The organism is Robbsia betulipollinis (assembly GCF_026624755.1).
Classification (GTDB): domain Bacteria; phylum Pseudomonadota; class Gammaproteobacteria; order Burkholderiales; family Burkholderiaceae; genus Robbsia; species Robbsia betulipollinis.
In genome coordinates this window covers 482,527-501,120 of sequence record NZ_JAPMXC010000010.1, presented here as the reverse complement: position 1 = coordinate 501,120, position 18,594 = coordinate 482,527, and the positions used below count along the sequence as shown (strand labels likewise).

The following is an 18,594-nucleotide window of genomic DNA, read 5'->3' as shown; positions in this document are numbered from 1 at the left end:
GGGCGGATCGGCGTTCTCGCGATCGAGCGGCCCGGAGCAGGCCGGCTGCGGAGGTCAGTCGTTCTCGACGACCGCGGCCTTGCGCAGGCGGCGGGCGCGCGCGGCTGGCTTGGCCGGCCGCGGCGTACCGTCGACATCGACGACCGGCTGCGGCGACGGCGCTTCCTCGAGCAGGGTCGGTACGACGAGCGCATCGGCTTTCTTGGCGGCCGTTCTGCGGCCGCGGCGCGCGGCCGACTGCTTCTCGGGCAACGCGCCGGCATCACGCTCCGCGGCGCCGTCGTCGGCCGGGGCACCATGCGCCGGAGCCACACTGACGGCTTCATGCGTCGTCGAGGTGACATGTTCCGGTGCGGTATCGTCCTCGACGGCCGCGCTGTTCCGTGCCATTGGGGCGTCGGCCAGCGGCAGTCGGGACGCACGCCGTGCCTGGGCGGCCGCGCCTTGACGTCCCTGCGGACGAGCATGGGAAAGCGTCTGCCCGTCCGGGTCGACGGTGTGCGACGCAGCCGGGGCGGCGGGCGCTAACGCTTCCGACGCGAACGCGAGGTCGGTTTGGGCGGCACTGCGCGCATCACTCCAGGCCTGGCTCTGGACGACGCGCGGACGATCGGCGCGATGACGGCGCGATGGCGGCGCGGACACGCTTGCCGCATCGTCGCCAACCACATCGCGTGCCCGTTCCGGCTGCGGCGTCACCTCAGCATCGAAAGCCGACGTCGAAGATGCCGGTACCGGCTCGCTGGCCGCGACGACAGGCGCGCTCGGCGGCGCCGCCCCGTCCGCATCGCGATGCACGCGGTTATGCGAACCGCCTTCCGCCATCGGTCCGGCGGCGACCGGCCGGTCGACAGGTGTCGGCCCGCCGTGACCCTGAACGTCCGCTTCCTGCGCGCCGGCGTGCTGACCGCCCTGACTCGGGTTGCCCGACTGCGGGCTGCCCTGGCCCGGTAAGCCCTGGCCGGCCAGACCCTGATGGGCCGAACCGTTCGATGTCGCTTCGCTGCCCTGGCGATGGCCATTACGGCCCTGGCCCTTGTTGCGCCGGTTTTTCCCGTTGCCATTGCGTGGCATGCCTGGCGCCGCGCCGCCCGCCGCCGCTGGCAAGGAGGCGAATGCCGGTGACTCCGAAACCGTCACATCCTGCTGACGAGGCGTGTCCTGCTGGCGGGCCGTGTCCTGCTGGCGGGCCGTGTCCTGCTGGCGGGCCGTGTCCTGCTGGCGGGCCGTGTCCTGCTGGCGGGCCGTGTCCTGCTGGCGGGCCGTGTCCTGCTGACGGGGCGTGTCCTGCTGGCGGGGCGTGTCCTGCTGGCGGGGCGTGTCCTGCTGGCGGGGCACGTCCTGCTGGCGGGGTGCATCTTGCTGACGCGTGTCTTGCTGGCGTGGCGCGTCGGACTGTGTCTGGGCGTTCCGGAACACGAAGGCCCCCGATTTTTCATCGCGCCCGACTTCGAGCAGGCCACGGGACTGCGCCTCGTCCAGCAGGTTTCCGAACGCGCGGAAACCGTAATACGATTCGCTGAAATCCGGCTTGCGGCGCTTGATCGCGCTTTTCAGCACGGAAGCCCAAATTTTACCGCTCTCGCCCCGCTCGGACGCCAGTGCGTCGTAAGTCTCGACCGCGATCGCGATCGCCTCGGCCTTGCGGCGCTCGACTTCCGGTTTCGGCTGGCGGTCGTCGTCGCTGTTGCGCTTGGACGCCGCGCCCGCTTCCCGCTTGGCGATCGTACGCTGCTGTTCGCGCACCAGATCGTCGTAAAAAATGAATTCGTCGCAGTTGGCGACGAGCAGGTCCGACGTCGAATTCTTCACGCCGACGCCGATCACCTTCTTCGCGTTTTCACGCAGTTTGGACACCAACGGCGAGAAATCGGAATCGCCGCTGATTATCACGAACGTGTCGACGTGCAGCTTCGTGTAGCACAGATCGAGCGCGTCCACGACCAGACGGATGTCGGCGGAATTCTTGCCCGATTGCCGAACGTGCGGGATTTCGATCAGTTCGAAACTGGCTTCGTGCATTGCGGCCTTGAAACCCTTGTATCGGTCCCAGTCGCAATAGGCTTTCTTGACGACGATGCTGCCCTTCAGGAGCAGCCGTTCGAGCACCGGCTTGATGTCGAATTTCTCGTAATTCGCATCGCGCACGCCGAGCGCGACGTTTTCAAAATCGCAGAACAACGCCATGCTGACGCTTTCTTGGGGTGAGGCCATGGATTCTCCAACTGATATATCAGGCATATACGGCAAACGGCATTCAGCCCGCATCATACCGGTAACGCGCCGCGATCCGCCGGGATTGCCGCCTGCCGGCGTCCGGGAAGGCGAAAAAGACTCCCGTGGCGCCAGCGGCGGCGTTCCCTCTTCCAGCAGAATGCCACAAACCCGTGAACACGCGCCGAAGAAGTCGTCGCGCGCCCCATATCAGTTGGCAGGTATCAATGACCCGAGATGATCTGGGCGATCAGGCCCGAAGCCATGGCGACCAGCACATAATCGCCATTCACGTTGACCCAATGGTAGCCGCGCGGCGGCTGACGCAGTTGGTGCGCATGCCAGTCATCCACCACGTATTGGCCACCCCGGTAATCGGCCGGAACGCGGCCGCCCTTATGCCAATCGCTATGCGGCTGCGGGCCATGTCCGTCGTGCTGCGCCATGGGGCCGGGGCCGCCCTGTGCCTGCGTGGGCGCACGATTCTGCCCGCCCTGGTCGTGACCCGGGCCGCCCGCGTTGCCGTGCGCACCGCCCTGATTGCCGCCCTGATCGCCGCCATGGTTGTCCGGCGCGCCCTGCGCGAAGACCGCGCTGGACAGCAATAGCGTCAACGAGGCCAAGCCTGTTGCGACGGTTTTGATTTTCATATTTTTCTCCTGTTGAATAAGACGGCGACAGAAATCGTCCTGCCGGATGATGCGGTGAACTTCCAAGAGAAGCCGTGTCGACATCCTCGCACATCGGCGTATTTCAAGGCTTGTGCATGTGTTTCAAGATGTGGGGGAAACGCGGCACGACATTACCGCGCATTGCCGCGTCTTTCAGGAGGTCTTGGCCACCCACCCCTTGCTGGTCAGTACCATCACCGTCGTCAGGGACTGTTCTCCCGCGCCTGTCACCGTATTCGTGACATAGGGGAACGCCGCGCCGACCTCGGGCCCCTTCGCCCAGTCGGCGAGACTTTCCACCTTGTACGTGTAGCGGACGGAGGCTTCCTGCCTGCCATTGACCTGCGTCGGGCCGTCCCAGCCCGTCACCTTCCCGAGCGCGAGCTTGCCGTAACAGATGTCGCCCCGCTCCGGCTCTTTCTTGCCGCTCGCTGCAACCACGTCCGCCACGATCTTCCGGTAAGCGTCACGCCCCGCGGTGGTCAGATCGTAACGCCGCACGCGCAGGCGATGGCCGGTGGGACGGTCGTCGACGAATCCCAACTGTCCCAGGGAGACGTCGATCGAACCGACGAGCCCCACGTGCTGCAGCGCGGCCATCTGCGCCGCGTGACCGGCAGGCTCGTTTGCCTGCTGCTTGAGATCGACCTCGGAGACGTCCACGGGGAAGGGTCCCACGTCCAGGCACAGGTCGCCGTTGTCGTCGAGGTAATGCGTCAGCGCCGCGGAAAAATTGCGCTCGCTGGCGTCGTTCTTGCTGCCGCAGCCGGCCAGCAGCAAGGCCAGGGAAATGGCGGAAACGGCGGCAGCGGTCGGCAGCCAGGCCGGCGCGAGCATGCGCCCTGTTGTCTTCATACTGCTCCTCTGCTGAAAAAGTTCAGACGCATGGCGCGCAGCGCTCGGGTCACTGCGCGTAATCCAGCGGCAAGGCCGTCGTGGCTTTCAGCCGTTCCATCGAAAATCCGGAACTGACATCGAACAGCGCCACCCCGGAGATGAGTTTCTTATAGACCCCATCGTATGCCTGGATGCTGGGCACGACCACCTTGAGCAGATAGTCGACGTGCCCGCTCATCCGGTGCACTTCGACGATTTCGGGAATGTCGCGTATCGCCTCATGGAAACTCGCCAGCCAGGCAGGCGAATGCTCCGAAGTCTTGATCTCGACGAACACGGTCACACCGAGGTTCAGCCTATCGGCATCCAGCAGCGCGGCGCGCCGAAGAATATAACCGTCCTTGTCCAGACGTTGCAACCGCCGCCAGCAGGGCGTCGCGGAAAGATTGACGCGGGTAGCCAGATCGGCCACGGAGACGGTGCAGTCTTCCTGCAGGATCGCGAGGATTTTCTTGTCGATTTTATCTAACACATGCGCACCAGAACGGAACAACCGGGACGGAACCATCGATCTGGAATGATATTCCCAAATTTACCGTTAAAGTAGCAATATATTTTTAAAAAAAGCAGACAAAATGGGTAATTTGGCAGCATTTCCCTAGGCTGAAAACGTAAAATTTTGAGCTTCTCCTCCTTTGCCAACGCCCGACCATGTTCTCTTCCCAGCTTTATTTCGATTACGCCGCCACCACGCCCGCCGACAGCCGCGTGATCACCGCCATGATGGGTTGCCTGGGCGTCGAGGGTCACTTCGGCAATCCTGCGTCGCTATCTCACCAAGCGGGCCAGGATGCACGCGCCCGCGTCGAAGCATCGCGCGCGCAGGTCGCGGCACTGATCGGCGCGCATGCCGACGAAATCGTCTGGACCTCGGGCGCCACGGAATCGAACAACCTGGCGTTGAAGGGATTCGCCGATGCGGCGGGCGACAGACGCCATATCATTACCAGCAGTCTCGAGCATAAAGCGATTCTCGACACCGCCGCGAGCCTGGCGCAGCGAGGTTTCCCGGTGACGTACCTGGCGCCCGACGCCCATGGCGCGATCACGCCGGCCGCGCTCGCCGCCGCACTGCGGCCCGATACCGGCCTCGTGTCGCTGATGCTCGTCAACAACGAATTGGGGACGCTGACCGAGATCGGCGCGATCGCGCCGCTGGTGCACGCGGCGGGCGCGCTCCTGCATGTGGATGCGGCGCAGGCCCTGGGCAAGATCGCGGTCGACGTGAGCACCTTGGGAATCGACCTGATGTCGATGTCCGCGCACAAGGTCTACGGACCCAAGGGCATCGGTGCGCTGTATGTCCGGCGGTCGGTCGACGCCCATCTCGCGCCGCAGATGCATGGCGGCGGTCACGAACGGGGACTGCGTTCAGGCACGCTGGCAACGCATCAGATCGTCGGCATGGGCACGGCCTGCGCGGTGGCGGCGAGCGAACAATGCGCGGAGCACGCGCGCATCACGGCGCTGAGCCGGCGGTTGCTCGACGGTGCGCTCGCGCTCGACGGCGTGCGCCTGAACGGCGCGCACGCGCGAAGGATCCCGCATACCCTGAGTGTGACGATCGCGCGTGACGGCTTCTTTCCGTTTCGGCTCGCCGGCGAGCTCGCCGTCTCTTCCACGTCGGCCTGCAGCGCGGCGGCGGGCACGCCTTCGCATGTGCTGAGCGCGATCGGGCTCGACCCGATAGATGCCGGCAGAACGGTCCGCTTCAGTCTCGGCCGGTTCACCAGCGACGCCGATGTCGACGTGGCGATCGCCGCGCTGCGTCGGGGCGTCGCGCTATGCGCGTGAGTTCATGACGTCACGCACTCACGACGCGACGACGTGGATGCGCCGCGCCTCGGGTGCGCCATCCGGCTTCGCCGGCGCATTCAATTCGAATTCGAGCACGACATTGCGCGACGGCAGCCGCGCGATGATCGAGGCGTCCTGCAGGCTCGCGGTCTTGAAGTAGGCCGGCTTGGTATCGGTGGCGGCAAGCACCGGGGTTTCCGGCAGGGACGGCCAGTAGGCGATGAATCCATAACCCTCTTCCGCGCCGAACTTGTTGCACACGCCCCGCACCTTGCCACCCAGTTGCCCCCAGCGCGCCACGGGTACGCCGGGTTCGCGCAGCGGCAGCAGATTCGGCACCAGATAACCGTTGATGAACTGATCGGCCGCGTCGCGCAGTTCCCGCGAAACATTGTCGAAACCCAGCACGTCGACGCGACACCCCTTGCTTTGCAGCGCGCGCACGACCTGGATAAAGTCACCGTCGCCGGTCGCAAGCAACACCGTGTCGAGCCGCTCCGACTCCATCAGCGCGTCGACGGCCATGTCGAGATCGGCATTCGATTTCGTGGTCTCCACACCGTCCTCGTCGCGAAAATGCTTGACGGTCTTCACCGTGACCCGAAACCCCTGATCCCGCAGCGCCGCCTGATAGGACATCGCCTTGGTCCCGTAATCGGGCGACTGCGCGGCGCGCCGTTCGTCGAACGCGAGATAGACATTCAACCGCTGGGCCTCGCCGCCACCGCGGCACGCGAGAGCGCGCAAGACGTCGTAGCGCAGGCCATGTCCGCCGTTCATGCCAATATTGCTTGCGTCTACATACACGCCGATTCTTCTCATTTTCCACCCCGATGACTTGCTGCGACCGCAGGCCGCCATCTTCTGACAAAACAGGCAAAACAGCAATGTCCGGTCCGGCACAGGGCGCCCGGTGCCCGGTGAGAACGACATTGCGTGAACATCGCGCCATTGTACGGCTGAGTACGATCGCGTTTTGTCAACGTTGCTATAGTCGGGCCTCTTCATCATTCATCGCACCGCTGTGTCGGGATTTATCGGCGCAGCCTCCATCAAGGACGAGTTCAGACATGCTGGATTCCTTTTTCTTCGATACGGCTGCACGCCTTCCCGATGCGCCGGCGCTGTGGGTCGACGCGCAGTTGCTGAGCTACCGAACGCTGGCCGAACAGGCAGATCGCGTCGCCGACGGCCTGCAACGGCTGACGTCCGACATCGTTCCGGCGCGGGAAGGCGACACGCCCGCCTGCCTGCTGTTCGCCCATCGTTCCGCGGCCGCCTATGGCGGACTGCTGGGCATCCTGGCCAGCGGTCACGCGTATGTACCGCTTGGCGCGCATTTCCCGCCGGAACGCAATGCCGCGATCGCCCGGCGTTCCGGCGCCCGCGTCCTGCTGGTGGACCGCGACTGCGCGACGCGGCTCGCCGAATTGCAACCGCTGCTCGACCCGGCGATCCGCATCGTCGCGATTGAAAGCCTGCTCGCCGCGGAACAAGCCGTTGCGGTGCCGGATGCGCCGCAACGCGTGGTACACGCACGGCGCACGTGCGCCGACCTCGCCTACGTCCTCTTCACCTCCGGCACGACGGGCGTGCCCAAAGGCGTCAAGGTCACGCATGCGAACGCCACCGCGTACATGCGCAGCCAGGTGGCGGTCGACCCCGCTGCGGCGAATGCCCGCTACAGCCAGGCGTTCGACCTCACGTTCGATCTGTCCGTACACGACATGTTCGTCTGCTGGGCCAATGCGGGATGTCTCTACGTGCCGCCCAGCAGCGATCCGTTGACCCTGTTCGCCTTCGTCCGGCAACATGCGCTGACGCACTGGGGTTCGGTGCCCTCCACCGCCGCCTTCATCCAGCAGTTTCGCAAGCTCAAACCCGACGTCTTTCCGTCGTTGCGCATGACGATGTTCTGCGGGGAGGCGTTGCCCACGTCGCTCGCGCAAGCCTGGGCGCTCGCCGCGCCCCATAGCCGGATACGCAATCTCTACGGCCCGACCGAGGCAACGATTGCGTGCATGCGCTTCGAGGTCGAACGCCCCGCGCTTGCCCGCTCCACGGATGCCGTGGTGCCCCTTGGCTGGTCCCTGCCGGGCGAGGAAACGCTGGTCGTGGATGCACAAGGCGAACCTGTTGCCGACGGCGAAAAAGGCGAGTTGCTGCTGGCCGGCGCGCAGCTTGCCGCGGGCTACATCTCGGACAATCCGGCAGACCATGCGAAGTTCTTCGATCGCGTCTATGCCGGACGCACGGCGCGGCGCTGGTATCGTACCGGGGACCTGGCGAGCGTCTCGGCATCCCACGGCATGCGCTTCCACGGCCGAACCGATAGCCAGGTCAAGATTCGCGGCCATCGGATCGAAACGCAGGAAGTCGAGCATGCGCTGCGGCTGGCAAGCGGTGCGCTGATGGTGGCGGTCATACCGTGGCCGCGCGATGCGACCGGCATGGCCAATGGACTCGTGGGATTCGTGACCGGGACCGCGCGCGACGACGTGACGATTCTCGCGGCCTGCCGACAGCAACTGCCCCTCTACGCGGTGCCGAGCCGTGTCGTCCGGCTCGATGCGTTTCCGGTCAACGCGAACGGGAAGATCGATAGGAATGCGCTGCTGGGCCATTGTCCGCAAACCGTGGCGCGCGTAGCGCAGCCCGGCTAGCCACCACCGCGCCGGGCACGCGCGGGCGGGTCTCGTCGCGCGTGCCGGAGCGAGGCGCGACGGCGGCATTGAGGCGCGATGCGGGTGCGCCGCGTGTGTGGCGCGCTTCCCCGGTATCGGCGGGCGCGGCGAAATGATCGGTCGCATACATCGAGACGGTCGACGCCGCCAGCGGGAATGCCAGGGCACCGACGGCGTCGGAATCGTGCGAGCCATCGCGCGCGCCGAAATGCTCCGCATCGGCCAGGTCGTCCTCGACGTCATGCAGGCAGGAGGAACGGTAGTCGGGGGAGATCGCGTCCTGCATGTAGAGTCGGAGCGCCGCGGCCGCGACGGTATTGCCGCGGTCGTTCAGCCAGAGTTCGATGCATTCGAGAAACGCCGCGACCGTGTCTTCGCCGAAGTCCACGGTATATTCGCGCCGCACCTCATCGATGCCGTCCTGCAGGGAAGCGGGCCGCTTGCTACGGATATGGGATGCGCCGCGCGCCACCGCCTCGCTCATGTGAAGCCGGATGAAAACCCGCGATTCCTCATGTTTTTTCTGCTGCGGCGCCTTACTGATGTTCACGAATTTTCTCCCGGATATTTCGACGGACGCCACAAGGATCGTTGGAGCGATCTCCCATACGGATCATGGACGCGTCGGGGAAGCATAAACGGGAGAGCGGAAAGGCTCCGTGCGACAGCACACGCACGACGGGCACTATCGCGCCGGGCCAAAACGTCACGGCCCGTGGGCAGTACTGCGCCACGGGCCGTGAGAACCGGCACACGGGCCGGTCCGATGATGTCGGAAGAAATTCAGGCGCCGCTACACGACAGCGCGCGACGTGCTCAGTGGCGTCCTTCGCCGACCGTGACACGCGTTTCCTGGGGGGCGGAGCCCGTGGACCAGCGCCGCATCGTCAGGCTCTCGGCATGGTCGTCGCGACCGGCGAGTTCCGTGGCACGTTCGCGCAGACGTGCGAACTCGTCGCGAACGATGCCGTAGCATTCGCAGCAGGCCGCTTCCAGGCGCGGACGGTCGAGCACCGTGATCTTGCCCCGCACGTGGGAGATGATACCGGCCTGCTCAAGCTTGCCGGTCGCCTCGGTCACGCCTTCGCGACGCACGCCCAGCATATTGGCGATCGACTGGTGCGTGATCGACAACTGGTTGGACTGCGCGCGGTCCAGGGCCAGCAGCAACCAGCGGCACAACTGCTGACTCACCGAATGGTGACGGTTGCAGGCGGAGGACTGCGACACTTGCGTCAACAGCGTCTGCGCGTACAGCAGGATCGCCGTGCGCATCAGCGGCAGATCGCCGAAGTCGCGCTTCAGATCCGCCGCCTTGATGCGATAGGCCAGGCCGCCGGTGCGCACTTCGGCGCGGCTCGGCATGACATCGCCGCCCATGACCAGCGGCAGGCCGACCAGCCCTTCGTCACCCACCGACGCGATTTCCATCGTCGCGCCGCTCTTCATCAGCAACATCAGCGAGACAACCGCCGTTACCGGAAAATAGGCATGCGTGATCCGCTGTCCGCAATCGTAGAGCAGCCTTCCGGCCGGCAGATGCACCAGTTCGAGATCCGCCGAGGGCAGGATCTGGCCGGCGGCCGGGTATACGGCAAGCAGCCGGTTGCTGTGAACCATTCCGATCGACGCTGTTTTTGTCATGTCCGCCACCCTAAATATTGTTTCGTATGTGTGGGGCTTGCGCCCTGAATTTTACTTGCATCGCCGGTGACTGCGATCATCCGGCTGCTGGCAGACGATAGGATTTTTCCTGGTTGACTGAAAAATCGACTCGCTGCCGGTCACTTGATCTTATAAAGCGATATTCGTGCCAGCAGTCGAAAACCCTTGTACGACGGGCCTGTCGACGCAAGGCAGCAAATAAGCGGTGAGAGGGGGCGCGATGCCGGGGCATGAAACGTTTCTTTTTTGAAATCGCAAGGTTTACAGCATTTTACCCGGCAGCACCGCATCGGTCAGGACGACCTGGGGGACATTTTTTTCGGTCATTATTACTATTGCTTCAGCAAGAAAACCGCTCGTCGGCCTGCCGAGGCTTGTTGAATATCGTATTTGCCGGAAACGTTGTCAAACGTTTGAACTAAAAGCGTTTCACTTTTGAATCGTCGTTTTTTAAGGGTTTTCCCGCAGATTCGCCAGCGCTCTCGCGGCGATCCGAAACGGATTTTACGACGTCCGCAGACAGGCGATCAACTCTTCATAATGCGTCTCGATACGGTCCAGGCTATCCTCGCACGGGTCCATCTTTCCGCGCGTGGTGGCACGCAGCAATCGCATCTGGCAGACCAGCGACTCCGACACCAGACGCTGACTGGCCTGTATGCATCCCGCCGGCTGCGGATGGTGACGGTGCTCCAGCCATTGCAGATAGGCGGTGAACAATTCGAAATGGCTGCCGAATTGCGACAGGGTGCCGTACGCGAACGAGTGCCGGAATGTCTCGCCGCTGTTGGCGAGCGTTTCGAGCGTGCTGGAAAGGGTCGCGCGAAACGCGGCGATCGGGCTGCGCTGCGGCACCCGGCTCAGGTGGCGGCGCAACAATTGCACCGACACGGCGGCCAACGCCTCTTCCGAAACCGGTGGAAATGCGCGCTTCGCGCATTCGACGTGACGGATCAGGGCATCGTGATAGCCCTCGACCAGCGCCGGCTGCCGGAATATGCCACCGTAGTCGTCGCCGCCGAGTTCGTAACGCCGGCCCTGCCGGTAGTACGAGGCCGCGCAGGCCCTCATGTCGAGGCGATCGATCCCCACGAGCGTCGGCCCGTGCAACGTCCCGTACAGGCTGGGCACATCCGGCAAATAGAAGGTATCCACATCCGCGAGCACGACATTGCCCGCGTCGGTTTGCGTGGCGATATGCGCCTCGAGCCGGTCGTAGATCGCCAGACGGAAGGTCGTTACGCCGTACAACACCTTCAGATCTTCTTCCGGCAGCGACAGCACCGTGAACTGGTCGCCATCGAAGTCCAGCGCGATCGCGCATGCCAGCGCGGCAAGCGGCTCGAAGCCCCAGCCGTGCAACAGTTCGATCCACAAAGAGGCGTACGAGTTCGCCCGGTTCCAGAGCCGCTGTCCGGTGTGCAGGACATGAGGGATATGCACGGCGCGAGGTAACGGAGACTGCGGACCTTCAGATTGCACGTTCAGCCATCATCAGAACTGCCATGCTGGCGGCAAGGCGGTCATTGTTGATCATGATCGGCGCGGAATGCAGGTCGCGCAAATGACGTCCCAGGCTGAACGGCGTGTCGTTCTTGTAGGCCGCCATGCCGCACAACTGCATGACCTCGCCGACGATTTCGAGTGCCATGTTGGACATCCGTATCTTCAGGTCGTCCATACGCAAGGCGGCGCCGAAGGACAACGCTTCCGCGTTGGCGCCTTGCTGGTCTTCGTAGAACAGCAGCGCCGAGTGCACCGATGCCTCCATCGTGCGCAGCAGCCCCAGGGCGTTCGCCAGCCGCAGCCCGCTTTGCGTCACCGCGCTCGAACCCGAGCGCGCCTGTTTGCGGAAGTATTTCTGGCCGCGGCGCACCGCGTCGGTGGCGATCCCGAGCCAGACGCTGGCCCACAGGACGTGCGAGACGGGCAATATCGTGCTTGAGGCAATCTCCGAGAAGGGCGTCTGGAACACCTGCTGCACATGACCACGTCCTTCGAGCATGAAACCGCCGCTACAGGTACCGCGCATGCCCAAAGTATTCCAGCCGCTGACAGGCTGGAGCGAGAGATCCTCGCGCCGCAGCATGACCAGCACTTGATCGGATGCCGCGGCGTCCGGGGTGCGACGCGCCGTAACGAGGATCGCGTCGGATTGTGCCCCATAGGAGATGGTCGACGCCCGCTTGGAAAGCGTGAAATCGCCCGCCGCGTCCGCGACGACCGCGCAAACGCTGCTGCGCAGATCGCCGCCCACCGTGTCCTCCGAGGTCGCCGAGGCGAGCAGCCACTGCGCGCGCGCCATATCCTGGAAAAAGGTCGCGAACCAGGCATCGTCCTGCATGTGCTTGATCAGGCAATAGACTTGCGCCTGGTGCATGGCGTAAATCATGGCCGTCGACGCGCACGCCGTCCCCAGCGTACGGCAAATCGTCGCGATATCGCGCAGCGTGGCGCCATCCCCGCCCAGATCGCTGGAGATCGCGGCGGCCAGCAAGCGTTGTTCACGCAGTGCGGCGATGCCTTCCGCCGGAAATCGGCCCTCGACGTCCACGGCGTCGGCAAATTCGGCTGCCACGCCGGCCGCCGTCTTCGCGGCGGCATTCCAGTCGCGACCGGGCATACGGCATGCGCTCGTCGCGCGCGGGTTCTCGACGCTTTCCAACCGGGAGGCCGTCGGGCGGGCAATGATCATGATTTGGCTAGTCCTGTGAGCCGAGACATTCGGCAACGGCGCGCGACAGGCTGTCGATGCTGGCGAAAAGATGGCGGGTCAGCAGACGGTCCGGAATCTCGATTTCGAACTCGTCCTCGAGGGCGACCATGACGCGCACGCTGGTCACCGAGGCGAGACCCGCGGCGTACAGGTCGGCGTGATCGCTCAGCGTGTCCAGAGGAACGTCGAGCATGGCGGCCTCCGACAATACGTGACGGATCTTCGTGCGGATTTCGGCATCCGGCAGGGGGTTTCGAGCGAGCAAGGTTTGGTTCATCGTTAACGCCATCCAGTGACTGGGGCTAGGTGTATGCGGCGGCGCTTCGGCGCGAGGCGTCCGAAATTCCGATTGATCGATCGATTGATTAGACCTGCAATACGGCAACGTTTCAGTTCGGCAACGCACGTGGCTGCGTGAACCTTGCAGCGGCGCGCGCCGGTACCGACGCGCTGACGGGCGGCGCATCGAACCGGGCGCGAACGGGACGGCGCCGTTTTACGACGCGGCCCACGGCCCGCCCTGCCGCACGTACGCGTGCGGGTGTGTCTTAGCGTTTCGCCGCCACCGAGCGCAGCGGCGGTTGGCGGCCGAAGGCGTTCCACTGCGGTCGGGAAGCATTGGCTGCACCGCCTGCCTGCAGGTTTGCCGAACAGGATGCCTGTTCGTGCAGATGACGCTCGATGACTTCCTGCATGATCTGACGCGCGGGATAGAGAAACAGCGCGTGGTCGAGCGAGCGCTCGGTCGAGATGTTCATGCCGGGAAGACCGCGCAGCCACTTGAAATCGCGCCCGAAGTACGATTCCGATTCCTCCAGGCCGACGTCGAAGTCGCCATAGAGGATACGGACGCGGACCCCGCGTTGCGCCAGCGTGCTGAACGCCTTGCGAACGGCGCCGGTGTGGTTTTCCTGCCCGCCGAACGCTTTCAGTATGTCGGCGCCCCGGCGACCCCATTTTTCGAATTGACGACGCATCAGCGTGGCAGCGATCGTCCCCACGGGAATCTGCCCGCTGAAGAGACGCTTCCATTTGTCGGCGCGGCGAATCGAAGCGAGATAGACCCGGGTTGCCGCAACCACCATTTCCGGCCTGGTAGCGTCCTTGTCGGACCAGGTATAGAAATTCTGGTTGATCAGTACCGCACCCACGGCGCGCGGATTCATCACCGTCGCGTGGAAACACAGATAGGCGCCGGAACAGATGCCGACCGGCGAGGGCCGGGTATGGCCGGCGTCCACCAGCCAGCTGATTCCCTCGCTGACATCGGCACACGAGCGCATGCTGTGCAGCATCGTGGCTTCGATGGACTCCTGAGCGCCCGCGCTGTCGCCCAAAATCCCCACGTCCATACGCAGCGACGCGATACCGCGCTGGGCGAGGAGCCGCGCCTGGGTTACCCACATGCGCGCCTCGCCGATGTGATGACTGGCAGCGGTATTGGCGAACAGCACCGCATATTGCCCGGTCGCGGCCGAGGTCAGATCGACCTGCATGTCGCGCAGCAAATCGTCGACGCTCTCGTCGTCGGGCACGGGCCCGTCCGTCTGGGCGGTCTCGGGACGGCAATAGATGCCGAAGAGGCGGCCATTGTCGAATATCACCGGCGTTTCGCAAAACCCGTTGCCGTGCAGCATCGGTGCGACGTGCATGACATCCGGCGCCGTCGCGTCGTTGATGACGGCTGCCGTCGGCAGGTCGGACGGCGAACGCACGCCCATTCCATCGCCCAGATGCGTCCGCAACCAGGTCACCACCCGTTGAATCGACGCATGCGGCGCGGGCGTGTCGCTGATTTCGCTGAGCAGCGCGGTGTAATCGTCGAAGGCATCGACCTCCACGTTCACCGCATGTTCCCGGTAGAAGTTCAGCACCGCGCCCGATGCACGCGACTTTTCAGGATCGAGCAACAGCACATTGGGCACCGCCGGCTGCAGGTCCTGCGGCAGGGCGACTTGCTCCAGATGGCGCAGGGTCTCCGGATACAGACGGAATCCCAGTGTTTCCAGATAATCGGGCTTGTGCTTTTCCGCTTCGATATGCGGCGCTGCCGTATTGCGCCAGCGCCGCTGAATCAGGCGCAATTCGCGCTGATACTCGCGCCCGGACGTGACCGGTGCCATCATGACCAGTCCATCGACGGCGATCCGGTTCGCCACCAGCGCGGCGAGCGTGCCGCCCAGACGGATGCCGCACAGCACGACCTGCGCGACGCCCGTATGCTCACGCATGTAGCGAACCGCATCCTCGATGCTGTTCAGCCAGGTCTCGATCGCGTCGCCTTCGTTTTCGGCTCCCGCCGAGTCACCCGTGCCACGGTAATCGAAACGTAATGTCGGGAAGTGGTTGCGCGAAAGGTTCTCCGCCAGCGCGCGCCATCCGCGGTGCGTCCAGAGTGCCTCATGCCCGTAGGGATTGCACAGGATCACGCCTGTTTTACCCTCGGCGTCATGCAACCACCCGAAGCACTCATTGAAAACGATAGGACGCATCACTAACTCCCGACATGGTCCGAAAACGAAGATGAATTGATAGGTCGAAGTCTACGGTTTTAGCTGACCCGGCAATGTTCGTCCTCGCACGGAGAATGCCATTGTCGCAATAAATATTGTGGCATCTAAGCAAGCGCCGGCGGTATGGTTTTTCTATTTTCGCCGATGTTGGGCATGATTACTGCCTTTAAGTGTAAAGGTATGTATCTTCTACACAAAATGCAGGGGAACGTCGCCGACCGGGCGTTTTATCACTGGGTGGGAACAGGACGGTTGGGGAGCCGGTTCGCCGGGCGTGGCGGCGACGCGACGGTTGGGCGCAGGGGAAAGCGCGACACCGAACGCCGCACGGCGCGTGGCGCCCCGGACCCAGCGCGGCGGTGGCTAGGCGACCGGGCGCAGGTCGCCGTCGGCGCTCGAGGTGTCGCGGATACGTTGTCCGCCCATCAGGCGATAGAGGGTAACGCGCGAGATGCCCAACTCCTGGGCTGCGTCATTCAAACGGTTGCGATGTCGGCGCAAGGCCTTCTGGATCGCGGCTTGCTCGGCGACATCGCGTGCCTCGGCAAGCGTGATCGGACGCGGCGTTGCCCACTGCGTCAATTCGAGATCGTCGGCCGTGATCACGCGCCCCTCGGCCATCACCACCGCGCGCCGGACGCGATTGATCAGTTCGCGAACGTTTCCCGGCCAGTCGTAGTTGTACAGTGCCTCGATCGCACCCGACGAAAATCCCGAGATGCGCCGCGAGCCCTCGTCGCGGAATCGCTCCAGCATGTGGTTCGCCAGCAGTTCGATGTCGCGCCCGCGCGCCCGCAGCGGCGGCTCGTCGATGCGCAGTACGCACAGGCGGTGGAACAAGTCCGAGCGAAACCGGCCGGCACGCACCGCCGCATCGATGTCCACGTGGGTCGCGGAGATGACCCGCACGTCGACGTTGATCGGGGTGCTGGAACCCAGACGCTCGATTTGCCCTTCCTGGAGGAAGCGCAACAGGCTGGCCTGGCTATCCATTGGCAGGTCGCCGATTTCGTCCAGGAACAAGGTGCCTTTATGGGCGCTTTCGATCTTGCCCGCGCGCCGCTCGTGGGCACCCGTGAATGCGCCGCGCTCATAGCCGTACAGTTCGGACTGGACCAGCGCATGCGGAATCGCGCCGCAATTGATCGCCACGAACGGGTGGTCGCGCCGTCCCGAGTTCTGGTGAATCGCGGCGGCCGTCAACTCCTTGCCGGTGCCCGACTCGCCGGAGATGAAAACCGGCGCGGTCGTGCTCGATACTTTCGCGATGTTCCGAAAAAGGTGCTCCATCGCATCGCTGCTGCCCACCATCGTATCCGTGCCCAAGGACGGGGGACTTTGGTTCAATACCACCATGCGATGGGCGCGGTCGATCGCGTCCGCCACCGCGTCGCCACTGACGCGCGTGACGAGGTAGTCCAGGCAATACTTCGCAACCAGGCGGCGAAACAGGGGCTCGCGCATCTGCTCGGCACTCGCGAGCGCCACCCAGCCGCCATCCGGCTGCAACAGGCAGTGCTCGACGGCGCTCAGTTGCTCGCGCGCGAAGCCGCTGCTCAGATCAAGAATGCCGACATACGGGCGCTTCTTGAATGATTTGATCGCCTCGGCCGGGGCATTGACGACCGTCATGGTCCAGCCACGGGCGATCAGCAACTGTTGCAGGAAATCGTCCGCTTTGCGTGTCAGATAAAGACAACTGCGTTGATGGGAATCCATTGGTCATTCCTGGGAGAACCTGTCCAACCACTTCGAAGAGACAGGATGCCCAATTTGCGACCCGTGCCTCAAGGAATTACGAGATCGTCATGTATAAATGCCGCCAATTGAACTTCCTGGAGCAGATCGACATTCTAGGAATTTTCAACGGCGCCGTACAAAACCTTTTCAAATCGAAACTATTCTTGCACATCGAAACCGTTATATCTCAGCTGCCGGGAAAAACGCTGAGGTCGTGTTGCTTGAATTACACTACCGGTACGGGGTACGCCCATCGCCGCGCCGCCCGGTGCAGAAGCGCGCTTGATGACGTCGACTGTCCGCTGCCGGATCCGCCCGGCGCTGTCGGCAAGGCAGTAAGGAAAACGTCGGGGGCGCCGCAAGTTCTTACGCCACATTATAGGTATATATTGCCGAAATACAGCGATTTTCGACCCCGGCGTAAATATTGCCTCACGCTGTCTTTTTGTTACCAATGGTGCTTTTCCCGGTATCGACAAGACCCGACATCGTAGTGCAGAACCGGCGCGCCGTCCGCTCCGTCGGCTTTCCTTCCCCTTACCGCTGACCATTCATGCAATCACGCCAGACCCCTCTCATCTCGCCGGCTCCCGGCACGCACCGCGAACTGCTGAGTCATCACTTCGGCACCCCCGGCAGCGGCGAAAAAGTCTATATCCAGGCCGCCCTGCACGCCGACGAAACGCCCGCGATGTTGACCGCGGTGGCGCTGCGCGAGCGTTTGCAGCAGTTGGAGTCCCAGTCCCGGCTGCGCGGCGAAATCGTCCTGGTGCCGATCGCCAACCCCATCGGCCTTTCGCAACAGATACTCGGCCAGTTTCTGGGCCGCTTCGAAATGGGCAGCGGACACAATTTCAACCGCCAGTTCCCGTTTCTCGACACGGTTGGCGATCTGGTCGAGCACGACCTGGGTGCGGACGCAGTCGCCAACCGGAATGCGATACGCACCGGCCTGCGCACCCTGCTCGATGCCCGCGTACCCCTCACGGAGTTCGACTCGCTTCAGCTCGCGCTGCTGAAATTGTCGATCGATGCGGATGTGGTGCTGGATCTGCACTGCTCGCTGGAAGCCAATCTTCACATTTACACGTCGGAGGCATTATGGCCGGAGGTGGAGCCCCTGTCCCGCTACATGGGCGCCGCCGTCTCGCTGCTGGCCACCGATTCCGGCGGCGACGCCTTCGACGAGGTGCACAGCCTGCTCTGGTGGAAATTGCGGCAGCGCTTCGGCGATGCGCGGCCCGTGCCGCACGCCAGCGTGTCGGTGACCATCGAGTTGCGCGGACAACGCGACGTCACCCACGACCTCGCGCAGCAGGACGCGGACGCGATCATCGATTTCCTGATCGCGCGCGGCGTGATCGCCGGCACCCCTCGCCCCTTGCCGCCGCTGCTTGGCGGCCCGACGCCGCTCGCGGGCAGCGAACAGTTCAACGCCCCGATCGGCGGCATCCTGGTGCACCGTGCCGCGATCGGCGACGTGATCCGCGCGGGTGACCCGCTGTTCGATATCGTCGATCCGCTGACGGGGGACATCACCACGCTGGTGAGCCATACCGACGGCATTTTCTATATGCGCCGCGCGACGCGCTTCACCTATCAGGGTGCGCCACTGGGCCGGGTCACCGGCGAGACGGTACAACGTACCGGTCCCCTGCTCGCTGCCTGAGCCGTCGGACGCACCGGCAGCCTGGACG

The 18,594-nt window shown here is 64.0% G+C and carries 14 protein-coding genes and 1 pseudogene; 3 read left to right on the top strand and 12 right to left on the bottom strand.

Going from position 1 to position 18,594, the window contains the following annotated elements:
• Window positions 1-54: 54 nt before the first annotated feature.
• The 4 genes from OVY01_RS19985 to OVY01_RS19970 form a co-directional block, all read right to left on the bottom strand.
• Window positions 55-2,214 (bottom strand): NYN domain-containing protein, encoded by a 2,160-nt coding sequence (locus tag OVY01_RS19985; RefSeq protein ID WP_267849329.1) that lies wholly within the window; start codon window positions 2,212-2,214, stop codon window positions 55-57.
• 224 nt (window positions 2,215-2,438) lie between these two features.
• On the bottom strand, window positions 2,439-2,864 hold the full coding sequence (locus OVY01_RS19980; protein ID WP_267849328.1) for an RcnB family protein: 426 nt from the start codon (window positions 2,862-2,864) through the stop codon (window positions 2,439-2,441).
• Window positions 2,865-3,038: 174 nt separating this feature from the next.
• On the bottom strand, window positions 3,039-3,740 hold the full coding sequence (locus OVY01_RS19975; RefSeq protein ID WP_267849327.1) for a hypothetical protein: 702 nt from the start codon (window positions 3,738-3,740) through the stop codon (window positions 3,039-3,041).
• Between the two features lie 49 nt (window positions 3,741-3,789).
• Window positions 3,790-4,254 carry an Lrp/AsnC family transcriptional regulator gene (locus tag OVY01_RS19970; protein ID WP_267849326.1) on the bottom strand — a complete coding sequence of 155 codons (465 nt, stop codon included), beginning with the start codon at window positions 4,252-4,254 and terminating at the stop codon, window positions 3,790-3,792.
• 179 nt (window positions 4,255-4,433) lie between these two features.
• On the opposite strand from OVY01_RS19970, the pseudogene OVY01_RS19965 reads away from it, so the two are divergent.
• Window positions 4,434-5,570, top strand: a pseudogene (locus OVY01_RS19965) (cysteine desulfurase family protein); the annotation flags it as partial.
• Between the two features lie 24 nt (window positions 5,571-5,594).
• Here the strand turns inward: OVY01_RS19965 and OVY01_RS19960 are convergent.
• Entirely contained in the window at window positions 5,595-6,401 is an 807-nt protein-coding gene (locus tag OVY01_RS19960; protein WP_267849325.1) for a LabA-like NYN domain-containing protein, read from the bottom strand.
• A 248-nt stretch (window positions 6,402-6,649) separates the two neighbouring features.
• Between OVY01_RS19960 and OVY01_RS19955 the strand changes: the two genes are divergently transcribed.
• A complete protein-coding gene (locus OVY01_RS19955; protein WP_267849324.1) occupies window positions 6,650-8,242 on the top strand; it encodes an amino acid adenylation domain-containing protein in 1,593 nt (530 codons plus the stop codon).
• Here the strand turns inward: OVY01_RS19955 and OVY01_RS19950 are convergent.
• The 7 genes from OVY01_RS19950 to OVY01_RS19920 form a co-directional block, all read right to left on the bottom strand.
• A complete protein-coding gene (locus OVY01_RS19950; RefSeq protein ID WP_267849323.1) occupies window positions 8,160-8,813 on the bottom strand; it encodes a hypothetical protein in 654 nt (217 codons plus the stop codon). The two genes, OVY01_RS19955 and OVY01_RS19950, sit on opposite strands and share 83 nt — an antisense overlap.
• 266 nt (window positions 8,814-9,079) lie before the next feature.
• A complete protein-coding gene (locus OVY01_RS19945; protein WP_267849322.1) occupies window positions 9,080-9,907 on the bottom strand; it encodes a Crp/Fnr family transcriptional regulator in 828 nt (275 codons plus the stop codon).
• A gap of 525 nt (window positions 9,908-10,432) precedes the next feature.
• Window positions 10,433-11,371, bottom strand: coding sequence for a DUF1839 family protein (locus tag OVY01_RS19940; protein WP_267849321.1), 939 nt, complete (start codon window positions 11,369-11,371; stop codon window positions 10,433-10,435).
• A 28-nt stretch (window positions 11,372-11,399) separates the two neighbouring features.
• Window positions 11,400-12,623, bottom strand: coding sequence for an acyl-CoA dehydrogenase family protein (locus OVY01_RS19935; RefSeq protein WP_267849320.1), 1,224 nt, complete (start codon window positions 12,621-12,623; stop codon window positions 11,400-11,402).
• Window positions 12,624-12,630: 7 nt separating this feature from the next.
• Window positions 12,631-12,921 (bottom strand): acyl carrier protein, encoded by a 291-nt coding sequence (locus OVY01_RS19930; protein WP_284700933.1) that lies wholly within the window; start codon window positions 12,919-12,921, stop codon window positions 12,631-12,633.
• Window positions 12,922-13,192: 271 nt separating this feature from the next.
• Complete coding sequence (locus OVY01_RS19925; protein ID WP_267849319.1) at window positions 13,193-15,136, bottom strand: alpha/beta fold hydrolase; 1,944 nt, start codon at window positions 15,134-15,136, stop codon at window positions 13,193-13,195.
• A 384-nt stretch (window positions 15,137-15,520) separates the two neighbouring features.
• Window positions 15,521-16,876, bottom strand: a complete 1,356-nt coding sequence (locus OVY01_RS19920) for a sigma-54 dependent transcriptional regulator (RefSeq protein WP_267849318.1) — start codon at window positions 16,874-16,876, stop codon at window positions 15,521-15,523.
• Between the two features lie 574 nt (window positions 16,877-17,450).
• Between OVY01_RS19920 and OVY01_RS19915 the strand changes: the two genes are divergently transcribed.
• Window positions 17,451-18,566, top strand: a complete 1,116-nt coding sequence (locus tag OVY01_RS19915) for a succinylglutamate desuccinylase/aspartoacylase family protein (protein ID WP_267849317.1) — start codon at window positions 17,451-17,453, stop codon at window positions 18,564-18,566.
• The last annotated feature ends 28 nt before the right edge of the window (window positions 18,567-18,594 follow it).